20 protein-coding genes are annotated in these 23,553 nt (G+C 39.0%); 6 read left to right on the top strand and 14 right to left on the bottom strand.

What is annotated here, in order from left to right:
* Positions 1-82 precede the first annotated feature (82 nt).
* A complete protein-coding gene (locus tag IE165_RS08730) occupies positions 83-583 on the bottom strand; it encodes a lipocalin-like domain-containing protein (protein ID WP_189626218.1) in 501 nt (166 codons plus the stop codon).
* 123 nt (positions 584-706) lie between these two features.
* Here IE165_RS08730 and IE165_RS08725 point away from each other — a divergent pair, with 123 nt between their 5' ends.
* The 5 genes from IE165_RS08725 (at position 707) to rplI (ending at position 3,147) form a co-directional block, all read left to right on the top strand.
* Positions 707-1,588: a cupin-like domain-containing protein gene (locus IE165_RS08725; RefSeq protein ID WP_189626217.1), complete on the top strand. Its 882-nt coding sequence runs from the start codon at positions 707-709 to the stop codon at positions 1,586-1,588.
* The gene (locus IE165_RS08720; protein WP_189626216.1) at positions 1,585-1,962 is read left to right on the top strand and encodes a YchJ family protein; all 378 of its coding nucleotides are present in this window, start codon (positions 1,585-1,587) and stop codon (positions 1,960-1,962) included. Before IE165_RS08725 ends, IE165_RS08720 begins: the two co-directional genes overlap by 4 nt.
* Positions 1,963-2,059: 97 nt before the next feature.
* A complete protein-coding gene (gene rpsF / locus IE165_RS08715; RefSeq protein ID WP_189626215.1) occupies positions 2,060-2,428 on the top strand; it encodes a 30S ribosomal protein S6 in 369 nt (122 codons plus the stop codon).
* Entirely contained in the window at positions 2,428-2,691 is a 264-nt protein-coding gene (gene rpsR, locus IE165_RS08710) for a 30S ribosomal protein S18 (protein ID WP_037502742.1), read from the top strand. Before rpsF ends, rpsR begins: the two co-directional genes overlap by 1 nt.
* A 12-nt stretch (positions 2,692-2,703) precedes the next feature.
* Positions 2,704-3,147, top strand: coding sequence for a 50S ribosomal protein L9 (rplI, locus tag IE165_RS08705; protein WP_189626214.1), 444 nt, complete (start codon positions 2,704-2,706; stop codon positions 3,145-3,147).
* Positions 3,148-3,372: 225 nt separating this feature from the next.
* Here the strand turns inward: rplI and IE165_RS08700 are convergent, their stop codons facing one another.
* The 11 genes from IE165_RS08700 to IE165_RS08660 form a co-directional block, all read right to left on the bottom strand.
* Positions 3,373-6,201 carry a porin family protein gene (locus IE165_RS08700; RefSeq protein ID WP_189626213.1) on the bottom strand — a complete coding sequence of 943 codons (2,829 nt, stop codon included), beginning with the start codon at positions 6,199-6,201 and terminating at the stop codon, positions 3,373-3,375.
* Complete coding sequence (locus IE165_RS08695) at positions 6,202-7,455, bottom strand: DUF4934 domain-containing protein (protein WP_189626212.1); 1,254 nt, start codon at positions 7,453-7,455, stop codon at positions 6,202-6,204.
* Positions 7,456-7,544: 89 nt separating this feature from the next.
* Positions 7,545-8,969, bottom strand: a complete 1,425-nt coding sequence (locus tag IE165_RS08690; protein ID WP_189626211.1) for an O-antigen ligase family protein — start codon at positions 8,967-8,969, stop codon at positions 7,545-7,547.
* A 359-nt stretch (positions 8,970-9,328) separates the two neighbouring features.
* Entirely contained in the window at positions 9,329-9,763 is a 435-nt protein-coding gene (locus IE165_RS18635) for a MauE/DoxX family redox-associated membrane protein (RefSeq protein ID WP_373297917.1), read from the bottom strand.
* Positions 9,747-10,796 (bottom strand): hypothetical protein, encoded by a 1,050-nt coding sequence (locus IE165_RS08685; RefSeq protein ID WP_189626210.1) that lies wholly within the window; start codon positions 10,794-10,796, stop codon positions 9,747-9,749. The genes IE165_RS18635 and IE165_RS08685 overlap by 17 nt, the downstream gene beginning before the upstream one ends.
* A gap of 143 nt (positions 10,797-10,939) precedes the next feature.
* Positions 10,940-11,143: a hypothetical protein gene (locus IE165_RS18520; RefSeq protein WP_229826473.1), complete on the bottom strand. Its 204-nt coding sequence runs from the start codon at positions 11,141-11,143 to the stop codon at positions 10,940-10,942.
* A 7-nt stretch (positions 11,144-11,150) separates the two neighbouring features.
* Entirely contained in the window at positions 11,151-11,348 is a 198-nt protein-coding gene (locus IE165_RS08680; RefSeq protein ID WP_189626209.1) for a hypothetical protein, read from the bottom strand.
* 172 nt (positions 11,349-11,520) lie between these two features.
* Complete coding sequence (locus tag IE165_RS08675) at positions 11,521-11,790, bottom strand: helix-turn-helix domain-containing protein (RefSeq protein WP_189626208.1); 270 nt, start codon at positions 11,788-11,790, stop codon at positions 11,521-11,523.
* Between the two features lie 172 nt (positions 11,791-11,962).
* Positions 11,963-13,474: a hypothetical protein gene (locus IE165_RS08670; RefSeq protein ID WP_189626207.1), complete on the bottom strand. Its 1,512-nt coding sequence runs from the start codon at positions 13,472-13,474 to the stop codon at positions 11,963-11,965.
* Positions 13,455-14,852: a hypothetical protein gene (locus IE165_RS08665; protein ID WP_189626206.1), complete on the bottom strand. Its 1,398-nt coding sequence runs from the start codon at positions 14,850-14,852 to the stop codon at positions 13,455-13,457. Before IE165_RS08665 ends, IE165_RS08670 begins: the two co-directional genes overlap by 20 nt.
* A gap of 1,025 nt (positions 14,853-15,877) precedes the next feature.
* The gene (locus IE165_RS08660; protein WP_189626205.1) at positions 15,878-19,156 is read right to left on the bottom strand and encodes a TonB-dependent receptor; all 3,279 of its coding nucleotides are present in this window, start codon (positions 19,154-19,156) and stop codon (positions 15,878-15,880) included.
* A 512-nt stretch (positions 19,157-19,668) separates the two neighbouring features.
* Between IE165_RS08660 and IE165_RS08655 the strand changes: the two genes are divergently transcribed.
* Positions 19,669-20,310 (top strand): MgtC/SapB family protein, encoded by a 642-nt coding sequence (locus tag IE165_RS08655; protein WP_189626204.1) that lies wholly within the window; start codon positions 19,669-19,671, stop codon positions 20,308-20,310.
* A 499-nt stretch (positions 20,311-20,809) separates the two neighbouring features.
* Here the strand turns inward: IE165_RS08655 and IE165_RS08650 are convergent, their stop codons facing one another.
* Together IE165_RS08650 and IE165_RS08645 are read right to left on the bottom strand one after the other, a co-directional pair.
* Positions 20,810-21,067 carry a hypothetical protein gene (locus tag IE165_RS08650; RefSeq protein ID WP_189626203.1) on the bottom strand — a complete coding sequence of 86 codons (258 nt, stop codon included), beginning with the start codon at positions 21,065-21,067 and terminating at the stop codon, positions 20,810-20,812.
* A gap of 95 nt (positions 21,068-21,162) precedes the next feature.
* The gene (locus IE165_RS08645; protein WP_189626202.1) at positions 21,163-23,541 is read right to left on the bottom strand and encodes an endonuclease MutS2; all 2,379 of its coding nucleotides are present in this window, start codon (positions 23,539-23,541) and stop codon (positions 21,163-21,165) included.
* Between the last annotated feature and the right edge of the window lie 12 nt (positions 23,542-23,553).

Below are 23,553 nucleotides of genomic sequence, written 5' to 3'. Positions count from 1 at the left end.
ATGACTTTAAAGTACGAAAATTCAACCAAATAAAAAAAGAGGCTATCCTTATGAGACGGCCTCTTTTTGTTGATGCTGTGTGCTAACTCTGCACCTGGTATACTTTGCGAATCCGTTCCTGGAAATCGTCCAGCACGCGATCGGTCTTTTGCCATGTCATGTACGAATTGACATACTGCCCGTTGGACAGAATGGGTTCTGTCGATTTCAGATAAAGAATATCTCCTTCGAAATCAATTTTTCTACGCTGCACTTTATTCTTCCAGTTTGGGAAAAGCGAACTCTTGATCATGTAACTCACAATTGCGCTGCTATTGTCCACTTTAAATTTCCCACAAAAGGCGATATAGCCTTGCAAAGACGACAGCATCTCGTCTTGGCTAGGTTGCAATTTGTCGTTGCTTGCATAAGGCAACCGTTCTTCCCTGCTGATTTGTACGGACATAAAGCCATCAGGAGAATACATCAATAGTCCGTAAGGATTTTTACCCATGGGAAATAGCGAATCATCACCTCCGATGGGAACCTCAATGTAGGAGAGCAATTTCCAGGTTCCTAATAATTCATTTTTAAGTGATGTCATAAATCGTGTATTGTTTAGTTTAATGCTATAACGCTATTTTTCTTTCGATAGTTTCTGTAAAAAGCAGTATGATGTTATTTTGACAGAAATATTTTTGTTACATTTAGATCAAAAAATCACATTATGCTTTTATCGGAGGTCGACACTGTAGAAAACATCAGTAAAGAAGAGTTTTTAGCCAAGTATTTCCGGCCGCAACGGCCAGTGTTGATTAAAGGTTTGGCTAAAAGCTGGGAAGCTTTTGACAAGTGGAACCTCGATTATATCTTTGAGCAGGCCGGAGAGCAGGTGGTGGGGCTCTATGATAATAAACCGGCCGACCCGAACAAAGCTACCGACGAACCTGTGGAGTTTATGAAGATGCGCGACTACATCAAGCTGATCCAGTCGCAACCGTCCGATCTTCGGATCTTTTTTTATATTATCACCGATAAACTTCCTGCGTTACTACAAAATTTCTCCTATCCGGATCTGGGATTCAAATATTTCAAACGCATTCCTACCCTATTCTTTGGTGGTAGTGAGGCGCGCGTCTTGATGCACTATGATGTCGACCTAGGTGATCTATTGCACTTCCAGTTTGAAGGCAAAAAAAGGGTGCTGCTTTTTGCGCCCGATCAAGCGCCCTATCTTTACAAGGTGCCGCTTTCGGTGCATACCGTATATCATATAGACTATGAAAATCCAGATTACACGTCATTTCCCGCCTTAGCACATGCCCAGGGCTACGAGATTTTTATGGAGCATGGCGATGCGCTCTTTATGCCCAGCGGCTATTGGCATTTCAACCGCTATCTAGAAGCAGGCTTCTCCGTCACCCTGCGGTCTTTTCCGTCGTCTCCAAAGCGGTTGCTCAAGATGCTGCGCGAGGTCTTCGTTATCCGCTATACCGATAAAATTATGCGCAAGCTTTTTAAAGGCGATTGGGTTAGCTACAAGCAGAAGAAAGCATTTCGCGAGAGCGAGCAAGCATTGAAGCGAAAAATGGAAAGAAACGCGTCATGATGCAGACATGTCATTGCGGCACTAGCCTATCCTATCCCGATTGCTGCGGCAAAATACACGAAAATCTTGCGCTGGCCGGCACAGCAGAAGAGCTCATGCGTGCCCGATATACCGCCTTCTCCCTGCAGCTTATCGACTTTTTATACGATAGTTTTCATCCCAGTACACGCCGTTTTCAACAAAAAAAGGACATCGAACAGTGGGCTAAAAGCAATAAATGGATGCAGTTGGAAATTTTAAACAGTACCCTATCCACCGTCGAGTTTCGCGCACATTACCTCGACCCGCAATTTCAAGTTGCTGTACACCACGAAAAATCTAACTTTCGAAAACTGCACGGCCTGTGGTACTATGTGGATGGTTCTTTATGCTAATATTTTTTTTACCAACTTACAAAAAATCCAAATTAAATACATACCTTTGCACTTCCGTAAGTGCGGAGAGTATCATTTAATTAACAAATCTATTAAAATGCAACAGTACGAATCTGTCATCATTCTTACCCCGTTGCTTTCTGAGGAGGCTGCGAAAGAAACAATCGCAAAGTTTAAAGCTGTCCTTACAGAAGGCGGAGCCGAAATTGTCGCTGAAGACAATTGGGGTTTGAAAAAATTAGCGTATCCAATCCAGAAAAAAACCACTGGATTTTATCACTTAACTGAATTCAAGGCTCCAGGTGAATTAATTCAAAAACTAGAGCTTGAATACAAGCGTGATGAGCGTGTTATGCGTTTCTTAACGATTGCTCTAGACAAACATGCATTGGCTTACAATGAGAAAAAACGTAGCGGTGCATTTAACAAAAAGACTGAAACTAAAACTGAGGAGGTAGCAAACTAATGGCAAACGAAAATATCCAATACGTAACTGCCCCTAAAGTAGAGGACAACCGTAAAAAGTACTGTCGTTTCAAAAAGAACGGTATTAAATATATCGATTACAAAGACGCAAACTTCTTGATGAAATTTGTGAACGATCAAGGTAAAATCTTACCTCGTCGTCTTACAGGTACATCATTGAAATTCCAACGCAAGGTAGCACAAGCGGTTAAGCGTGCGCGTATCGTTGGTTTATTGCCTTACGTAGCTGATTCATTAAAATAAGGAGGAGACGACATGGAAATCATTTTAAAACAAGATATTAAACACCTAGGCGAAAAAGACGATGTTGTCGTGGTAAAGCCTGGTTACGGTCGTAACTACTTAATTCCGCAAGGATTCGCTACAATGGCTACTCCTTCAGCGAAGAAAGTGTTAGCAGAAAACATCAAACAAGCGCAGTTTAAACAAGATAAGATTAAGAAAGATGCAAGCGCATTGGCAGAAAAATTAGAGAGCGTAAAACTTTCTATTGGTGCTAAAGCAGGTGAATCGGGCAAGATCTTCGGTAAAGTAAACAGCATTCAGGTGGCTGAAGCGTTAAAAGCACAAGGCTTTGACGTAGATCGCCGTCGGATCACGTTCGAAGAAGAGCCTAAGCATCTAGGTGAATATGTAGCGAACCTAAACTTGCACAAAGAAGTGAAAGTTCAAGTTCCTTTCGAAGTTGTAGCCGAGTAATATTACGCGCTTTACAATAACCGTATACTATAAAGGAGCCTCCAATGCGGAAGCTCCTTTATTTTTTCCTCTCTCCTCTCCTTGCAATACGCTCCTATAAAATAACTGATATACCAAACACCGAAAAGAAAAAGATTTCCATTAGCACGATATCTCAGCAAGAAATTCCGGTATGTCAGCTTTCATTTTCAGCTCACGTCAGAGACGCTGTGTTGTCAGAAATCCTTATATACGATTCCTTTTTCCAAACTTCCGCGGATAGTAGGACACCCCAAATGTGAAGTATTGTTGTAAAACTTGCTGCGTTCCAAATGTGATCACACCACCTGCGTTACGGTTGATTATAGCTGTGTTTTGATGTAAAATATCCAATGCTGAAAGTTTCAGTTCCAGATTATCTCCTTTTAATAGTCGATACAAGGCACTGGCATTCCAAATATTATAATTAATACTTGCTGAACCTGTAGATTTTAATGTTGAAAATTCAATATTGCTGTTTATTCTGAACTTCTTGGTTACATTACAACTAACACTAATTGACGTAGATATATTGCTATTTTTAAAGCTATTTTCGGTTTTGCTTACTTGCTTGGTAAAAGAGTTTCTGAATTGTTGTTTTCCTTCTATGGCTAATTGCGAGTTATAGGTATAATTAATATCGAAGCTATTATTGAAATAGTTAGTTGTCCAAATATCACTGGAATTATTAATGACATGAGGGCTTAGCACGTTATTAAACTCAGAATTGTAACTCAATTGTACTTCGCTGTTTTTTAATTTTATGGCTTTGTTTAAACCGCCTATGGCATTAATCGTTCGATTGTCACTATTATTGATCATGTAAATGGTCCGAACATTTTGATTATCAATTAAGATACTGTCAATGATATTATTATGCACCGTACTATATCTCAATCCTAACGAGTACTCGAAGTCATCTTTTTTATCGTTGCTTCGTTTGAAATTGAATGAAATTGATTCGGTCCGCTTTTCCTTCAAATCCAGATTGGTCATACGCAAAAAATAAACATTTGCGCTATCTATAAGCGGAGCCATTTGCCAGATTTGGGGTACGCCAATTTTATTATCATAATGGAAGGAAATGGTTTTTCGATAATCACCAAATTGACTATCGGAGAAGCTTATACTGGCTGCCGGAATAAAATTTGTATACAAACGATCGATATTTTGAATCTCTTTCGCTGACGTATTATGTTGTTTAAAAAATTGCTGTTTAATATTCACAGCAAAAGACAGGGCTTTATAAAAGCGATTGGTTAATGCTTTTGTGATAGTCCTGTTGAGACTCAGTATTGGTTCATAAGTCAATGTGTTGTAGCTCGAATTGTTGGTTAAATAGGTGTTTTCGGTTAGTCGTGTTAACTGACTATTATAATCAAAAACCATATCTCTTTCCCTGTTGTTGACTATGTCAAGATTATTTTTAATATCAACTTCGAATAACCCAAATTTTCTCACGCCAAAAAGTAGCTTAACCATACTTGGTATATTAAAGCTCAGACTATGTGCAATATGCTGTGCATTGTTGTTGTACGTACGATTGAATGACTTGTTTTGCTTACTGTCTACATGGGATATAAAATCGGTATAGGTTTCACGATCATTTCTTTTGTCATTAATTCGTAAAGCATAGTTAAGGTCAAAACTTGTAAATCGTCTGTCGATATCCCAAATATTTGAAAAAAAACTTGCGCCCGATTTGAAATCGAAAGATTTGCCCTTTTCGTCGTTCTTATTTACGTTGCTACTTTGACTCACTATCTGATTATTCTCATTCGCGGATAGGCTCGAATTACTACGTGTTGAACTGCTGTTGTTGACATGCAGACTTTGGGAAAAATTGAAACTATACCGGTCTTTGGCGAACTGATAGGAATTATTGAAGCGATGTGCAATATCATCAGCTTGGCTGTTACGTATATTTTGTTCTAAGATACCAGACTGGTTATTTAGTGATGTCTCGGTTTGACTTTCTTCGCCCTGTAGTATGTGATTATTAAGGAGAAAATATTCACTTGACAGTACATTTCTATACTGTTTCTTCTCTGTAAGATCTCTGAAATCATATGTAAACGCATACCCCCCTGAATTTGGCTGTGTTAGTCCTGCCTTTCTAAAATCAGTCATATAGTCGAGTTGAACACCAACCCCTTTGAAGGTACTGTTTCGCAATAGTGTATTGATGTCATTTGGGATTTTGTTTACGTTATTGCTCGCGCCAACAATGGAAATTTGTAATTTGGGACTAAACACATTAAAACTTAGATCTCCCTCATATCGACTACCAGTCCCCAAACTCCCCCCCATCTTGCCAAAATAACCGTTGTCTTTTCCTTTCTTCAATTTTAAGTTCATATGTAAAATAGAATCCTGCCGGTTTTTCGGATTGTCCGCTACGTTATAAACCTGAATTTTCTCTAAAGCATTTTTTGGAATGTTCTCAATAGCAATCCTTGAGTCGCTTCCCATAAATTCCCGCCCGTTAACTAGAAGACTTTTTATTTCTCGACCATTTACGGTTATTTTTCCATCACCCCATTGCGTAATATTGGGGATCTTCTTCATGAGATCCTGCACGACAGCATTGCTATCCAAATGAAAAGCGGATGCATTAAATTCTAATGTATCACCATTCATCCGAATGGGTGGGACGGTAACCAAAACCTCATCAATTTGGTTCATCTTTTGACTTACATAAATGACTTTAAAGTCAATGGCCTTGCTGTCTTTATCTATTATGAAGGACTTGCTAATCTCATCATATCCCACATTGCTTATAATGAGTTTTAAGTTTTTTCCGACAGGCAATTCGTTAAAATAAAATGCTCCTAAGTTATTGCTCATCTGATAGCTCAGAAGCGAATCTCTGTCGGCATATATGGATACTGTCGTAGATTTCATTACGTGATTATACACGCTATCCCGAATGATGCCCTTTACGATACCCTTTACTGTTGTATTTTTGTTTTGTGCTATTGCATGAGTCGAGAAAAGAATAAAAATAACAAACAGAATCGATTTGTCAATTTTCATCTAATGTTCTTTTTTGGGTGTAAACTGTATAAGAACGGGGTTATCCTTTTTGCTACCTTTTTTGAAGTAATCTTTCATATGTTGCGGAAAAGTCAAATTATTTTGTTTGACTTGATCGTAATATGAAAACATTTCTTTGGAGGACAAAGTAGCATAGAGATAAGTTCCGTCATATTTTAGGAAATCTTTGTCCCAACTGCCAATTATGGGCAAATGGTGCGAAAGTTTATCCGGATCCAACCTGTTCAATGAAATCAGATAGTCATGCGCCAGATCGTAGACGAATGAACCGTTATTTCTGATATTTGGATGCAATGAGCCGCATTTAAAATATAAAAAATTACCAATTTGATAGGTATAACCAATACCAAATATTTTCGCCGGATTTTTGAAAAAATAGTCTATTTTTTTGCCCAAATATTCTGCATTTGTGTTAAAATCAACGGGTATGCTGTATTTGCTTGGAAAGATGAGCTTATAAGCGACGGCGATACCATTCTTGTTGATTTGATATACATTATAATCGTAATACCTTACCGCATGCAATATCTCAGAATCATCGGTCTCGATAAAGCTTGGGCCACCCACGGCAAAATCCCCGACCTTGCTGTATTTACCTGTATCGATTTCAAAATATTTAGCTGTCACCTGATCGCTGTTCAGATAGGCGTAGTGATAAAATCCGCGATCCTTACCTTTTGATGATCTAAAATAACTTACAATTTTCAAAGAATCGCTAAAACGATAAGCGCGAGATGGAGCCTGTCTTATTTCAATCTGCTTTGGCTGGCCGACTTGCTTTAAACTACTGTCAAATTTATATACATTATTATTAATAGTTACTTCTATTGTATAATCATCCTTGATCGACCTCAATACAAATCCATAGACGTTAAAATTTGATTCATTGAGATTTCCCCCTTGAGCATATTTCCCCAATGCGATCTTAGATTTGTATTTCCCACTCTTATCAAAAATCAAAATACATTGCGTATCCTGGTCAAATATAATATAGTTATCTATTGTCACTTCAAGTTGGGTTATATCACCAAAAAGACTTTCTTTCGTCGTTTCCAAGGGAATATAATTTATTTCAGAAAACACTTGATCCATACTGCCTCCATTGGCGATATCCGGATCAATGCGTAGCTGACGTATATTGGAATTTTCAACAACACTTTCTTGCCCTATAAGTAGGTCGGTATGACAGATAAATATTATCAGGATGATAATTGAAAGGATGGCATTATTCATAATTGATTTGCAATTTATTCTAAAAAGTAGACATGTTGTTGTTTTTCAATATCCGAATACGTATAATATGTTTGAAAACGTAAGCAAAACTACCTGACACTCCCTAATCTTTGTCTTATTTCCGAAATTTCATGTTTGATAGAAAAAACTTCACTACTTTCAATCTTTACAGGCATATTTAGAGTAAAATCAGCTATTTCTTTAGCTTTCTCTATATTTCTAACTTTTTCATATAAACGTATTAGTTCTAATCGATAGCCAAATCGGGAAGGGATATATCCCACTAACCATTCGAAATATTGGATGGACTTGGAGTAGTCTCCCTGTTCTAAATATAGATATGCTAAATTTTCGATTGACGCTTTAGAAATAAACTTCTTTTTTGAATCTTCCATAAGCTCAATCGCCTTACCTCGATCTGACTGCATCTCATATAAGTAGTTAGCGTAATCCGCTAAAAATTTTCCATCATTTTTTAGTTTAGTGTATACTTTATTTGTATCAACAATATTTATTCCCTCAATGTGTGAGTAGGAAGCTTCTTTTATAGATCTCCATTGTTTAATAGCATTATATTTTGGATAAATAGAAAAAAAAGTGAACAGAGATATAGAAAAAATAGAAATCTTGAGATAATTACTGCAGCGTTTACCAGCTCTTGAACCATGGTGATTCATTATCATCCTATCTGACAGTGAGATCATGTACACAATTACTAATAATACTGCGTTGATGTGTAACGTGTAATAAGTGAGCGAACAGATCAAAATCATAAAAAAGGATTTTTTGATTTCATTCAATATGTCAGAGTCTATTTTTTTAATCTTTGTAAAGTAGTGGTTCAATAAAATGATAAAAATGACAAAGGGAATGACGCCTAATGTGACAAATAGCTGCAATATTTCATTGAAAAGAACATACGTTTCCCCCGCATTTAAAAAAAAACCTGAATCTTTGATTATAGTATCTCTGAAAAAATCTGATTGCCATTGCGGATAATACCAGGTAAAATTTCCTAATCCTACTCCCCAAAAAAAATGCTCAGTGGCATTTGATAATACTATTTTGATCATTAGTAGCCTTCCGAATGAAGAACCAACTTTTAAATTGAAAATATAGTAAGAAATAAAAAAGCCAATACAAATTAAAGCCGTAAATAAAATGACTTTTTTTATATAGGTTTGTATTGTAAAAAACCGCGTGACATATGGCAAACAATATGTAAGCGTTAGCGCAATTAAAGCTGTACGAGACTTCAAAATCAAGACGCTAAAAACCACGATGCATATATACAATGTAATTAAAGGTTTTAAATACCATCTACATATGTGTTCTTTTTTTAAGTGATTCCACAAAGGAATTAAAATAGTAATATAAATAGCATATGCACCTGTATTGCGTAGACTTACCCTATAATTATCGTTATGAAAAAATAATATATGCAAAAACGTATAGATGATTTGAACGGAATATAAAAGAAAAATTAAAATTAAAATCAATTTCAACTTTTCCAAAGGAAGTGTTCTTAGTAAAAAAAAAATAATGAAGAAAGAACTTATGATGCTCGCGTACTCATTACCATTATTTATCCAATAAATTTGTCCTATCGCAACCAAGATCATAAAAAAATCAGATCGTCGAAGGTTTTCTCTCGAATATATGATCATCAAAAAAGACCATGCAACAAATGATATACTGACTATTAAAGAAATTAAATAGTGACCATGTTCATACAATTCGAAATTGAATGCAAAAGGAAATATTGTAAGTACATATACAAATAAGGTGATAAAGGAAAACACAATTAACCATTCTCTGACAGATTTTATAATGTAGTCAACACAAATGTTTCGAAAAACTATCATATCCAACATTACCGAAGCGGGATGTTATCTGAGAATAAAAAAAGCAAAACGGAGACAACCAAAAAAAATATATTGAAGTAAATATGTTGTGTCCAAGATAGAACTTCTGTAAACCCGCCACAGCTACAAGGCAAGTAAGGACTTATTTGTAATAGCATAACTATATAGCCAGAGAATAATAAGAAAAGTACAAAAGAGGTTAAGTAACCAAATTTAGCTGTTTTCTCAAAAAACAACAAAAATGGAACTGAATATTCCAGTGCAATGACAATGATTGCAATAAGAGAGATGTTTATATTTTCAAAGAATGGAGATTTTCCTAAATTGTTTACAAACACGTCAAACTTTAATGTCTTCGAAAAAGCTGCATACATGAAAAGTACAAATATTATATAGTGAAAAAAATTAAAAAAGTAATTTCTATATTTACAAGCTAAAGTCATAGATCAATGTCATATTTGGATATTGGAGTACGAATTTATTTCTTGTTACCATAAAGTCTTGCGCACGTTCCTTTTTATATCGTTTGATATAGATCGTTCCTTTGTATTTGCAATTGTTTTTCAGATCATATACGTCGAAAAAATCACTCTCTTTTTTTGGATCATTTTCGTTGTCAACCTCGGATCTCACGTATGAATTTATAAATAAAAGACTATCTGAGACCTGCATCAATTGATTTACAGGCCTGGGTGCCTTAGCAAATTTTGTAATAGTATTGTTTCTGATTGTTATAGTTTTAGGCCTCGTTGTTACAGTATCAATAGTCTTATAGAAAGTTTCTTTTCTTAATGCTGTGTCTATTATAGAAATTTTATTATTATAATGATTCACATAAATTAAGTTTTTACCTGAGCTTTGAAAAATACCATCGTCAGTCATAGCTTCCTTGTAAATTTGGCTGGTTTTAATTATCGTATCCTTACCAGCTTTATTAAACTGAACTAAATTCAATACCAATTGATTCATTTTATCTGTTTGGTTAAAAACGTAGAAAGAACTATCAGACGCACGGATTATCTTGTCAAAGTAACTGCTAAATTTAAAGATCGATACAATTTTTTGTGTACCTATATTAAAAAGAAATACTGAACGATCATTGTTACATATTAGGTATATAAGTTGTTTGTCATATGGGTGAACTGAAGTGTAAAAAACATTTTCAGGATTGATTTCTTTGGGCATTTTTATGATTTCTTTGGTGTGATCAGTATTGAACGTAATCAAAGAACCAGTCTCGGCTTCCTTTATAAGTGTTTTATCGTCACCTACACCAATAATATTGTAAAATCCCTTCGGTAATTCATACCCTTGTTTCAGCGACATATTAACAGGTAACAGGGTACGTTTAAATCCCCCATTCGCTAAATATTTTATGTCAGTTTTATTTGAATTAAAATTATAGTAGAAAACTAACAATATTAATGCAGCTACGATAATGCCAATTAAAGTTATATTAATATCCTTTTTTCTCATTTTTTATTAATAACAGAAAGGTGACAATAAAACTCCAAACCACACATATTTATTTAATCCTTCACCTATAATCGTTTTTGATTTGCCTCTTGAAAGATTGTAATAAATTACCAAAAAGATATGGGACAAGCCCCACATCTTTTTTACTCAGCATTGATTGTGAGTACTCCCTTGATAACTTTGCTCATACCGAGAGGTAAGTGGACTACCATACAGGTATTTGAATAAGGTGCTTTGCATTCCCCGTCTCTTCCACCTCCAGGTGACTCAGTGTCTGCTTTGGCTTTAGAGAAAGAGAATACAGCAATAAGTGCTGCCGAAAATAATAATAATAACTTACTTTTCATATTTTTGTCAATTGATATGTAAAACACCTTTTTTAGTAGAAATAAGCCTTCCATTTTGATAAATGTTGTAACAGATATTAGTGGGCGAGGCTTTGCACTCTCCGCCACCACCACCACCAGACGATTCGGTCTCCGCTGAGACCTCATTAAAGGCAAGGAACGACATCAATATAGCTGTCAGTCCTAAAATTGTTTTTCTTTCCATTTCTTTAATAATTTTAGTATATTGATAATTCATTCATCAGCATGATGATACTACCAAAAGTATTACTTTAAACTACTTAGGAAAAATCAAATTTGGTGTCTTTTTTTCAATTCTAACATAAACCTTAAATTTCTTCTGTATAACACTTTATCGACAAGAAAAAAAAATGCTACTATGTGATTTTTGTGATTATATCCTCACGAACATTTAAACCCGGTAATGAAATTTCCATTTCATCCCTAAGCAGTTCTGCAATACTTATCTCGAATATATCGGCAATCTTATAAAGAATTGATAATGTTGGCTCGCTTTCATTGCGCTCATATCTTCTGTAGGTGCTTTCCGAAACACATAATCTATCTGCCATAACAAGTGGTTCAATGTTTTTTAGTGTTCGAATTGCTTTCAGCCTATGCCCAAAGTTGAGTTTTAATTTTTTCATATAATTTGATTTTTAATGGTTATGTGGAATATCAAATACTACATTCATCGGTCATTATGCAATCTATGTTACATGAATACTGCTCCATATTTTTAAACCTTTGTTGGTACATACGGGTAATGTTTGTTCTTTTGTTGTTCGTATTCCAATTCTTTTCATAATTATCGGTTTATTACCACCAAACCTGTTTACCGTCCGCTATTGTAAATGGCCTACAATTTTTTCCATTTTTATCAGCTGCACGTCTGATCATATAAACTGCTCCTTCAGATAGCTCGGTGGCATTTTCTCCTTTTTTAATATTCTTTACCGAGTACCACCCATCAATGTTCCATTGGTATAGCGTATATTCAACTTCCGACTGCAACTCACCACCTCTGGATTCCATGGATACCGAAACAGGTTCCTTGTTTTGATTATTGCCCCGTAAAAATCTGATTGCTCCTGAGTTTTCAAAAGTGAAAGGATATGAAGATATGATCAATTTCCCTTCTGAAAAGGATGCCATTATGTACAAGACGTCCGCTCCGATATCCTGAAATTTTAGGTCTCCCTGATAAACAATTCCAAAGTCTACAGGCAACCACCGTCCCAACGTATAGGCGCACAAATACACAACGGAATCTGCTGTCATATGCAAAAGTGTCTCATCGATATTCATATGTAATTGTCCCGTTTTCGCGACCCGACTTGTCACATCTGCCATCTTTGGGATGTATAGCGAAAGCGGAATATTCTTTAGATCTATACCAAGCCGCACCAATTCATCATAGGGATTTCTCCAGCTTACCTTCTCAAAACAAGAAATAAATACCTTCGAGGCACCTGCATAATGCAAACTATCTATATTGAGGCCTTCCTTCACCAACTTAACCGTATAAGGTCGTACAGATGAATTCTGCATATGCGGGGTAAATTGAACGAATGCGGGGATCCCTAGGTGTCTTAGCATTTGGATACGGTGTATATGATAATCTTCATAGTCTGTAATCTTTTCATCATGCGACAAGACCTTGTCCGCGTCCATGTTATTTAATTGATTAACTCCATAAAGGTTCTTAGCATAACAGTCCACAATATTCGATACCTTTTTGCCAAAAGCTTCCAAAGTATCGTTATACGCTTTTTGACGTATCAGTTTGTCCACTGGATAGCGTATACTCAATTTACTGAAGCAGGCGGATAATGGTTCATTGTTAACCCGATAAGGCAGGGCCACCGCCATATAGGACTCAAATGAAAGATCTGAGGTGAATCTTTTGGCGTCCCAGTTTGAAATAAAATTGTCGATATGTCTGATCAGATCATCGCTTTTGATCATATTAATATCGTTTACGGTATCCCTAAGGTTGATGACAAAGCCCTCATTTTGTAAAGCAAGTATAGAGTCTATCGTAACCCTGCTGTCGATCTCAATCACACGATCTTCTTTGATAAGCTTATAGTCAATTCGGTATTGATCCGGTAAGGCGCTCAAAATATACCGATAGGCCATAATTTTCTCTTTGCGGATCGTTGCTTCGTAAGAAGCTATTATTTTTCTTATTTCTTCCTTATTTATGGGGGTCATCTCCAGAAGATAGGTAAAATCAACGCGCTTTGTATCGCCACTTTCACACGAAGTCAAAATCAACAAACTTGTAAAAAAGAGTTGTCGAATTATTTTACCACCAAATCTGTTCATTATTCTCAATACTAAAAGGTCTGGGACTACTATGTGCATACATAGGTTCTATTTTATAAAGAGTATTTTTGGCGAGACTTAAAATCACACCTTTTTCTGTAGCATTAAATTGCTCTTTACTTATCCATTTTTTTAAACCCTCCTCCCAGTAAAAGAGTTCGTATAGACCGTCGTTCATCCTGCTATTCCTGTCAAATTTTTCTATTCTCACATCGCTCAGCCCATCTTTCAGAACACTTTGCAACTGAATGACATTGCCAACAGTATCCAGAATCAGCGGGGCGCCAACGAGTTCCTGTAGACCTTCATTATATATGGCCAGATGGTATATTATTTTTCTTCCCATATTCCGGAATTTCCAGATACGGTAACGATCCCTCCTAGCCCATTCAACCGGCTTCCATTCTCCATCATTGTATACGCACAGGTATGCTACACCCGAACCGCTTAGATTCTTCCTATCAAAATCATTTTGCGGATTGATGTTAATATCGCTAACCAAAGTTCGTTCGTCGGTGATATCATCATAGTATGGCATATCGAAATACGAAGGAATGTTATCTGCGTTTTCGCCTGCCTTAACAATCTGTTGAAAGGGGCTTGTTCGAGGACTGAACCGCCTTCTGTACATTTTCGCAATGTAGTACTTATATGGCATCTGGGTCTTCCCCTCGGTACAATGGAACTTTCCGTCCCGATGCCACAGTGCCGTCTCTGAATGCCCGAAATTAAATTTTCCGTACAACGGCACGGTCTCATAAGCCGCTGCAAGACCGATGGACCTAAAACTGTACAGCTTAAACAGGGCATAATCCTCGCAACTGTAAGGACGACCAACTTCCCTGATGTCTTGCAATGAATGGTCAGCAGGAAAAGGATATTTCGCCAATCCTGTCCTGTCGAGCACATGATAGGAAAGCTGCTGTATATGATGCACCATATCGACAATAAACTTTTCATCTATTTTTTCTGTGTCAAATGTGCTTAAATAATTCATATATATGGCGTTAAAATAGCTTCTCCAATCACTTAATATCTCATATCCAACACGATAGGGCAGGATATACTCGTAAAATATAGAGTCAGGAACCGAAATGCTTAACGGATTTTCCTTGTAATGCGAAAAGGCAAGCGCGATATTATTAATCAAGTAGCCTGTCTTTAAGTCTTTGCTATCCCAAAAAGTATCCCTTACGGCATAAGCATTAAGGCTATCTACAATGTCGTTATCTCCTAAGTAATTGTTGATGGTGCTGTTTAGATTATTTCCATCCTCGTTTGTATAGCTGACCGATACACCGTAATACTGGTCCACTTGATCTGCCAAAAAACTCGCGGCCATCCGTTGCTTTTTGTTTCCAGCAAATGTTGTCAGCATGGCGGTTTTCCGTGTACAGCAGGTTAGCAATCCTATAAACAGGCAAGAAAAACTTACATAAATGAAACAGATATTTTTCGACATAAATGGTTGTATTCAATAATTTAATCAATTTGGTTAGTAAATTTATTGATAAACACAATATACCTATGCTATAAAGCTATATTTTTAATATGAAAAGTACAAAAATTATTTTAACAAGCTTTTCAAGATTGGGTAATAGGAGGCTAATCAATCGTTTGCTTAAGTTTCGCACAGGTAATCAAACCAGATAAACGTGTTACAAAGTATGCCTTCCTTAAACCATAGGTTAACGCTATAGTCAGGTCTGCATATACGATTAAATAAACTTCTATCTGCATAATCCCAAACTCTCCTACCCTTGCAATACTTTCCAGACCATTCTATTGCACCGCATTGACCATATATGAACACGCGTCGGCCGCCATCAACGAAAGTTTGCGGGATGATTGCGTCACGTCCTCATAGTACATCATTGACCTGTAGCACGATTAGTTCATGTCTTCAGGCGTCAAAGGCGACGTGATGCTTGCTTGATGTTCGCCTTCACTTGACAAAGTCTACCTGATGGGTACTTGGTCAATGTAGTCATGTGAAGACTCCAACTTGATGGATGCTGAGCTAGTTTATTCAGGTGATGATATCAACGTGAGGGCTGATTGTCTGCTTTATTCATGTGAAGCCTTAACATTGAGGTGTGCATGTTTCATGCATGCATGTGATTGGTTCAACATGATGGGTGCTTTATTAATACATTCACATGACGACGTGAACCTGATGTCCGTCAAAACGAACCTGATGTGTGCAGATGCCCCTCTTTTTGTAGCGATTTTGATCAAATCCGATCAAATTCGATCAATTTCGATCAATTTCGATCAGTTTCACCATACGTAGCTGCTTGCGGTATATCTAACGAAACCGTTCCTATCGGGGAAGAAAATGTAGAAAATAAAAAAGTCGCCCCGAAAAAGAGGCGACTTTTATTCTGTTATATAAATAAAGATCTAGTTGAAACTCAATCTAACACCAAATTGCATGAAGTAAGTAGAAGACACCGTTTCATTCTTACGAATCGTACTTTCTGGTAATGCGTTTCCATCCAATACCATTCTAAACTGAGGTGCTTCTGTTGTTGTCGGGTTAGGAGTCTGAACAACCTCAAGCAACTGATTACGAGCTATATCGCGGGTACCCCAATTTGGACTGATCAAGTTACCAACATTAAATACGTCCCAATAAACTTCCAATTTATTATTGAGACCACCTAAATTCTTAAGAATTTCTTGAGAGATACGTAAATCGAATTGATTTCTCCAAGGAAGAACTGCTCCTGCACGTTCAGCATACCGCCCTTTACGTGACCTTAAATATGAGTCTCCCTCAACAATTTGGAAAAAACGATCGCGCTGCTCATCTGCTGAGAAACCGCCATGATTATTGTTCGCAGCAATTGGTGCAAAGTTGATCTCCGAAGCATCCCTAGGTATATAAATTAAATCGTTTTGCGAATTGTCGCCATTAAAATCATTTGCATACATGTATGAGTAACGTCCTTGTTCACCGCCGCTGTAGAACAAGGTTATACCCGTGTTCATTTTACCGATCCAAGAACCAGTGTAAGAAACGCTACCCACTAAACGATTCGGGATAACATTGTCCGTGTAAGATAGGGAGTGCATATTTGGATTACCAGAGGACTGTTCAGGGATTGTGAAAACGTTAGCAATCTGACTTCCGGCACCATCATTGAAGCTGCGCGCATCACTTCTAACATAAGCCAATGATCCAGAAAAGCCGTCAGAAAATTGCTTGGTCAACTGAAACATAACAGACCAATAGTGTCCTCCTTTTGCGTTATCTAAAACCGTTGGATTGAATTGTCCTGTTGCACCTTCTTGCACAAGTCCATCTCTATTCAATTTGTGAATAAAACGATTTGCACCTGAAGGATAAACCATACGATTGTCAGGATATCCTTCGATATTAAGTGCTTGTGGATCAACAAAATTTGGGTTTCTAGCTACTATAGCATACAGATCCTTATTATAAATACCTTCTACAGTTGCTACGAGTCCATAAGGCAGCTTGTAATCAACCGCCAAGCTTGATTTCCAAGTCTGTGGAAATTTCAGATCATTCGCCATTGCCGAGATGTTTTGAGGAATACTAGTTCCTGCTGCTGGCAAAACTGAAGGATAATTCGCTCTGATATCGGGGTTGAAAAACGGCGTGTTTGCACCACTACTTGTAACCGTTGACTGTAGCATTCCCGCATCACCGGATTGAGCAACGATCCATACAAAAGGAATACGTCCAGTAAATATACCAGATCCACCTCTAAGTTGTAGCGATCTATCACCTAATACATCGTAATTAAATCCGAATCTAGGAGATACCATTAAACTTGCATTAGGCAAATTTCCAGTATTAATTTGCTCCCCATTAGCAAACGTTAGTTCAGCGACTAAGGGATGTGTTTGAATTTCACGTACATTCGGATAGGTCGGTAACTCTAAACGAACACCACCTGTTAACTTAAGTCGAGAGTTTACAGTGAACTCATCCTGTAAAAAGAACGAATATTGGTTGAATTTGAAACCAGGAAACGCTTGAGATCCGTCAGCCGTTAAAGGGTAGGTTAAGGCATAGTTCAATGGTCGCTCATTGTTGACAAAATCATCCCATGATCTAAACAGGTAGTATCCCGTTCCAAATCTTTGAAAGCCATTTTTGACATTGCTAGATTCAAATTGTAAGCCACCTGTAAAGTTGTGGTTACCTAGAACATAATTCGCGTCATAATTGAAGGTATAGGTTCTAACATCACGTAAATTGCCGTAGGTAAACGGTTCGTAACCGAAAGTGGTGATTATCTGGTTACCTTCCATAATATCCACCAATGGGAACAATCCACCACCAGAACTCCTCGGTTCATTTTGATTAACCAAAGAAGCTCTAAAACTATGGTTTAAATTACCAATTTTGCCGATATATTCTAATGTTCCGGAGTAGAGATTATTTTCCTGAAAATAGTTAGAATTTTGGAAATGTAATGCATTTATACCTGTTCTGTTGCCAGATACTATACCTGAAGGTATATTTGCACCACTAACAGAAGAACTTATAGCCACAGGACTCTTAGCCTGAACCTGCGAGTAGCGGAAGTTCAACTTGTGATTATCGGCAATATTCCAGTCAATACGAGCAAAAATCTTGTCGTTATTCTCGTCATTTGAGTATCCTTGGTAAGGCCCCGTCTCATAGCCGTATGTATTTCTAAGATATGAACTTACCTCATTCAAGAACTCTTCGGATGGTCGTGCTACAAATGACGATGACCCGAACTCTCTAACGCCCGGTATAGAAGCTACCTTATCTGGACCTGGTCGAACGGTTTTGTTAAATTCCGTGTTAAGAAAGAAGAATAGCTTGTCTTTGATAATGGGTCCTCCAACACTTATTCCGTAGTACTTATCCTCAAAATCTACAATGTTCGCTGTCGCATCCTTCACACGGGAACCTTGTTGATTCTGCGTTCTGCCGCTATAAAAAACTGAGCCAAAAAACTCATTACGTCCAGATCTTGTAACCGCGTTTATGGCCGCACCCGTAAAACCAGACTGACGTACATCGTAAGGAGTAACATTCACGCTAATTTGCTCAATCGCATCAAGTGAAATAGGTGATCCGTTTGCCGGAATATTTTGTCCTATACCAAATTGGTTGTTGAAGTTTGCTCCATCCAACGTGAAATTATTTGAACGGAAATTTCCTCCACCGATAGAAGTCCCATTCGCTTGCGGCGTTAAACGCGTCAAATCGTTTACACTTCTTGTGATGGAGGGTAGCTTATCAATTTGGCCTCTTGAAACAGTAGTCGTAGCACCTGTGCGGTCACTGTTCAATAACGGGTCTTTTCTGCCATTAATACCGACTTCGTCTATCAAGATAGAATTGCCTCCGAAAACAGTATTTAGAATGAAAGGCTGCCCTAATTCTAAATAGATATCTTCGTAAACGACAGGCGTTTGTCCGACGTAAGTAACTTCCACACGGTACGGACCGCCTACGCGCATGTTTGCTAAATTGAAACGACCCGCTACATTCGCTGAACCGGAGTAGTTGGTTCCTGAAGGTACGTGGGTCGCTTTAATGGTGGCACCAGCCGTTGCGTGTCCTGTGGATTCCGTCACTACACCAGACATACTACTCGTGGTTACCTGTGCCTGAATAGTTCCGTAGCTAGCGAGAACTAGAGCAAAGAAAAGTAGAGATTTTTTCATACTTAATTTTTGTTGTTTCAAAATTAGTACTGCAAAGTTAGAAATCAATGGTGATAATTGGGAAACTTAACATAAACTTAATACACAGAAGTACAAAGAATTAGGCTGGCTCATTCCAAAATTTAATCTTGTCTATTTATAAATTTACAAGGGTGGAATAATTTAAGCTATTTTGATTTTGAGAATTTCAATGGAATGATGCATTTACTATCATTTTAACAAATTTTAACAATTTAGCAAGTGTGGAAAACTTCTTTGTAGTATGCTGCGCTTCATGTTAACAAACTTGAGCTATCAGGAGGGTAATTTGTTTATAATAGACATCTGCTTATCCAATACGGACAGTAGCAAAAAAAGGCTCGCGGGGGTCAAAGTTGGTTGCCCAATATTTTCTATAAGGGACACATCGTGTCTTCGATCTTAATCACACCGAAATAAGGCAAGGTGTGACCCTTTTCCTGACCGTAGTGCTCTCTAAAACCTGTATATTTACAGCGTAATAATAGATCAATATGTTTGAATGGTTTGAAGATACCCGAGTACAAAGCATTGCCATGTCCATCTTATGTGGCGCGATTGTCGGTTTTGAGCGGGAATACAAAAATAAATCCGCGGGCTTTCGCACCGTGATCCTCATCTGTTTCGGATCGACCGTCTTCACCCTGCTGTCGCGCATGGGCAATGTCTCTGACGATCGTATTGCCGCTAATATCGTTACCGGCATAGGTTTCTTGGGTGCCGGTGTGATCTACCAAGGCAAATTCTCGGTACAGGGTTTGACTACAGCCGCCGTCATTTGGTCTATGGCTGCCATCGGCATGATGATAGGCTTTGAAGAATACAGTTTAGGACTGCTATTAACAGCGATAATGGCTATTGTCCTTTCCCTTTTTCAAAAGATTGAGCGGCTATTGGCGGATATTTATTTTGTCCGTACAATCCATGTAACGTTTCAGGATATTGCGGTATCTCATCTGGGCGAATTCGAGCATTTCATGTCTGAACATAAAGTTCGCCTACAGCGCAAAGGTCTAGAAAAGAAAGGACAGCACCTTACCGTGGTGTACGAAGTGACCGGAAACCGCAAAAACATTCGGCGCGCCAGCGAGGCTATCATATCGTTAGACTATGTGTATGCCTTTAATAATATGTGATGCCGAAAGCGTTCGTCGTATCATACTATTGCCTCTGCCCCCTATGTTGAGCGAACATGTCGCCTCATTTTTGTTGCAATTGTAGTCATTTGCCTCTGCACTACCCCACAAGGATGCAACAAAAATCCATCGACGATTTTTTGCTTCTTTTTTAGAAAAAAAGAAGGCCCTGTCCGGGCTGAGGACGGAAGGGATAAGGGTTGGGATTTTTTTAATGGTGCGCAATGCCTAGACGCGGCATGCGGCAGAAAGGTTGCCCCATAATACTATTGCTTCTCCCCTTTTTTTAACCGAAAATGTCGCCTCATTTTTGTTGCGACTGTAGTCATTTGCCTATCCACAACCGCACAAGGATGCAACAAAAATCCATCGACGATTTTTTGCTTCTTTTTTAGAAAAAAAGAAGGCCCTGTCCGGGCTGAGGACGGAAGGGATAAGGATTGGCTTTTTTTTGGAAAACCGTTTAAGAAAAAGCTCTTCCCAAAAACTCCTTAAGATACTAATGCACCTCGGTTTCCTTGATATCACAGTTTTCCTTTAACCATTGCTCGTCAAACTCTGCAATTTCGCGACGCTCGCCTTTATAGATAAAATAGCTATTAGGTTTATCGGACTTGCCCTCTGTTTGTACCATGGGCATTTTGTTTACGATTTTCTCTTCGGGACAATCTTGGATCAACGACTTAGTCTGTTTGCTGGTTGAGCAAGCGCTTAACACACAAAGGGCCAGAGTGGAAAGGATCATTATATTACGCATAGGTTTTAATGTTACACAGGTTGAAAACGTATTTATCCCTTATCCTGCTACAAAAAGCCTGCTAGAATTTGAGATTTCCAGCAGGCTTTTAAACTTTAGTTTATATAGGCGTATGTAATGCCATCTCCCCCACGATCAGCATGTTCGTCTTCGAAATGCGATACATGGCTATATTTACGGAGGTAGTCACGCACGAATTTACGGAGGATACCATCCCCCTTTCCGTGTAAGATCTTTAAGGTAGGGTAACCGATCATGACCGCCCGATCCAATACAGTCTCTAGCTGCCGTAGGGCATCTTCGGTACGCATGCCGCGCACATCAACCTCAGGTTGGAAATCGGCTACCGAGTCGCTGGACATAGCACGGTGTCGCTTGACCACCTTGGCCTTTTCCTTACCGCGCAACTTGATGACCTTATTTTTCTTGACCACGGTGCGCAGGTCGCCCAGCGCTAATATCAAATTGTTGCCTTTGGCCACTTCCATCACTTGCGCTTCCGTATCCGCGTCAAGCAGTTTCACCCAATCGCCTACTTCGATCGGCTCCTCCGACCCGTTGTTGGCACTTTCCGCCGGCTTAGGGCTCGGCTTCTTCTGCGTATTCTTGTCCACCGCCGCATGCAGGTCACGTCGCAGTTCGCGGGTGCGCTCCTTATCGGCTTGCGCGGATTTAATTTCAGCGATGGTGTGTTCGACAAGCTTATTGGCATCTTTCAAAATTTGCCGAGCTTCCTCCTTGGCATCACGAAGCAGCTGTCGTTTGTTCTCTTCCAGATGCCCTTGCAACGATTCATACTCCGCTTTGAGGGTTTCCAGTTCCTTCTCGCGCTTGCCGATGGCAATCTTGGTATCGTGCACCAGCTTTTTATCGCGCTCGAGATCAACCAATAACGTATCGACCTTCTTTTGCTGCGTGCCAATCTTCTGCTTGGCGGCTTCCAAGATCTCAGGCCGAAGGCCGATCTTCTGTGCAATCTCAAAGGCATAAGAGCTACCGGGCTTGCCCACTTGCAGAATATACAATGGCCGCATGGCCACGTTGTCAAAAAGCATGGATGCATTTTCCAAACCAACCGTATTGGCTGCAAAAACCTTCAAGTTGGAGTAGTGCGTAGTCACCACGCCGCGAATATTCTTTTTGTTGAGCGCTTCGAGCACCGCCTCTGCCATCGGGCCACCAAAAAGGGGATCCGTGCCCGTACCAAACTCGTCGATGAGCACCAAGGTACGCGCATCGGCAAATTCGGTAAAATGCTTCATCTTCGATAAGTGCGCGCTGTATGTACTCAAATCGCTTTCTATCGACTGGTCATCACCGATATCAGCAAAGATCTGCCGAAAGATACCGACTTTAGATGTGCTTTCCGCTGGGATAAGAAGACCTGCCTGTACCATCAATTGCAATAGCCCTACCGTCTTCATGCAAACCGACTTTCCCCCGGCATTGGGTCCGGAAACCAGAATTATGCGGTCCTGCTGATCAATCTTAATATGCAGGGGAACAACGACATGTTGCTCTTTTTTAGCGCCGATCAACAATAATGGATGCCGTGCATTCACCAGATTGAGCTCCGCATCTTTGGACAGTTCAGGCATATGCGCCTCAATATCGATCGCAAACAATGCCTTGGCACGTACAAAATCCAATTTGCTCAACAGGCCGTGATAGGCCAATAGCAGGGGCACATGAGGGCGCAACTCAGTCGTCAGCTCGGTTAAGATACGGATCACCTCGCGGCGGCGCTCAAACTCCAAATCGCGTACCTTATTATTGAGGTGAAACACCTCTTCCGGCTCAATATAAGCCGTTTGACCTGTTGCCGACTCGTCGTGGATCAAGCCTTTCAGCTTACGTTTGTTCTCCGCTAGAATCGGAATACATAGCCTACCGTCGCGCACGGTCAGGTTCCCATCGGCGGTCCACCCGTTATTTTGTGCCTGCTTGAACACCTGATCGATGCGTTTGCGAGCTTCCTGCTCGCTTTTCAAGATCTGTTGGGTAATATCCAGCAGCAAACGCGAGGCATTATCCTTCATCTTACCGCGGTCATCGATTACCGTTTCAATCTGCCGTACAATTTTTGTTTCGATGGGCAGATGCTCGAAGAGCAAGGCCAAATTAGTATACTGCCCCTCGCGTTCATTGAAGTAACGGATAACAGCGTATACCGTCCTGAGCGACTGCAATATGCGGTAAAATTCCTCTTCGGCGAGAAAGGCGCCTTCGAGCCTGGCCTTTTCTGCCAAGGGCTTTATTGGGTAGAGATGATCCACCGGCAAGGGTGCATCATGCTCCAACAAATCTTTGAATTCTTGCGTTTGGCGTAAAAAGCGATCGATTTGATCCAGTTTGGTTTGCGGTTGTATTTTTTCTACCATCTCCCGTCCTGGCTCGCTCAGACACTTTTCTTTGATCAGGCTTTTAATTTCTATAAAACCCAATTTATCTAGGGCATTTTTAGGGAAAATCATATTCTTTTTTTA

Source organism: Sphingobacterium griseoflavum (assembly GCF_014653155.1).
Taxonomy (GTDB): domain Bacteria; phylum Bacteroidota; class Bacteroidia; order Sphingobacteriales; family Sphingobacteriaceae; genus Sphingobacterium; species Sphingobacterium griseoflavum.
This window is presented reverse-complemented; position numbering and strand designations above follow the sequence as displayed.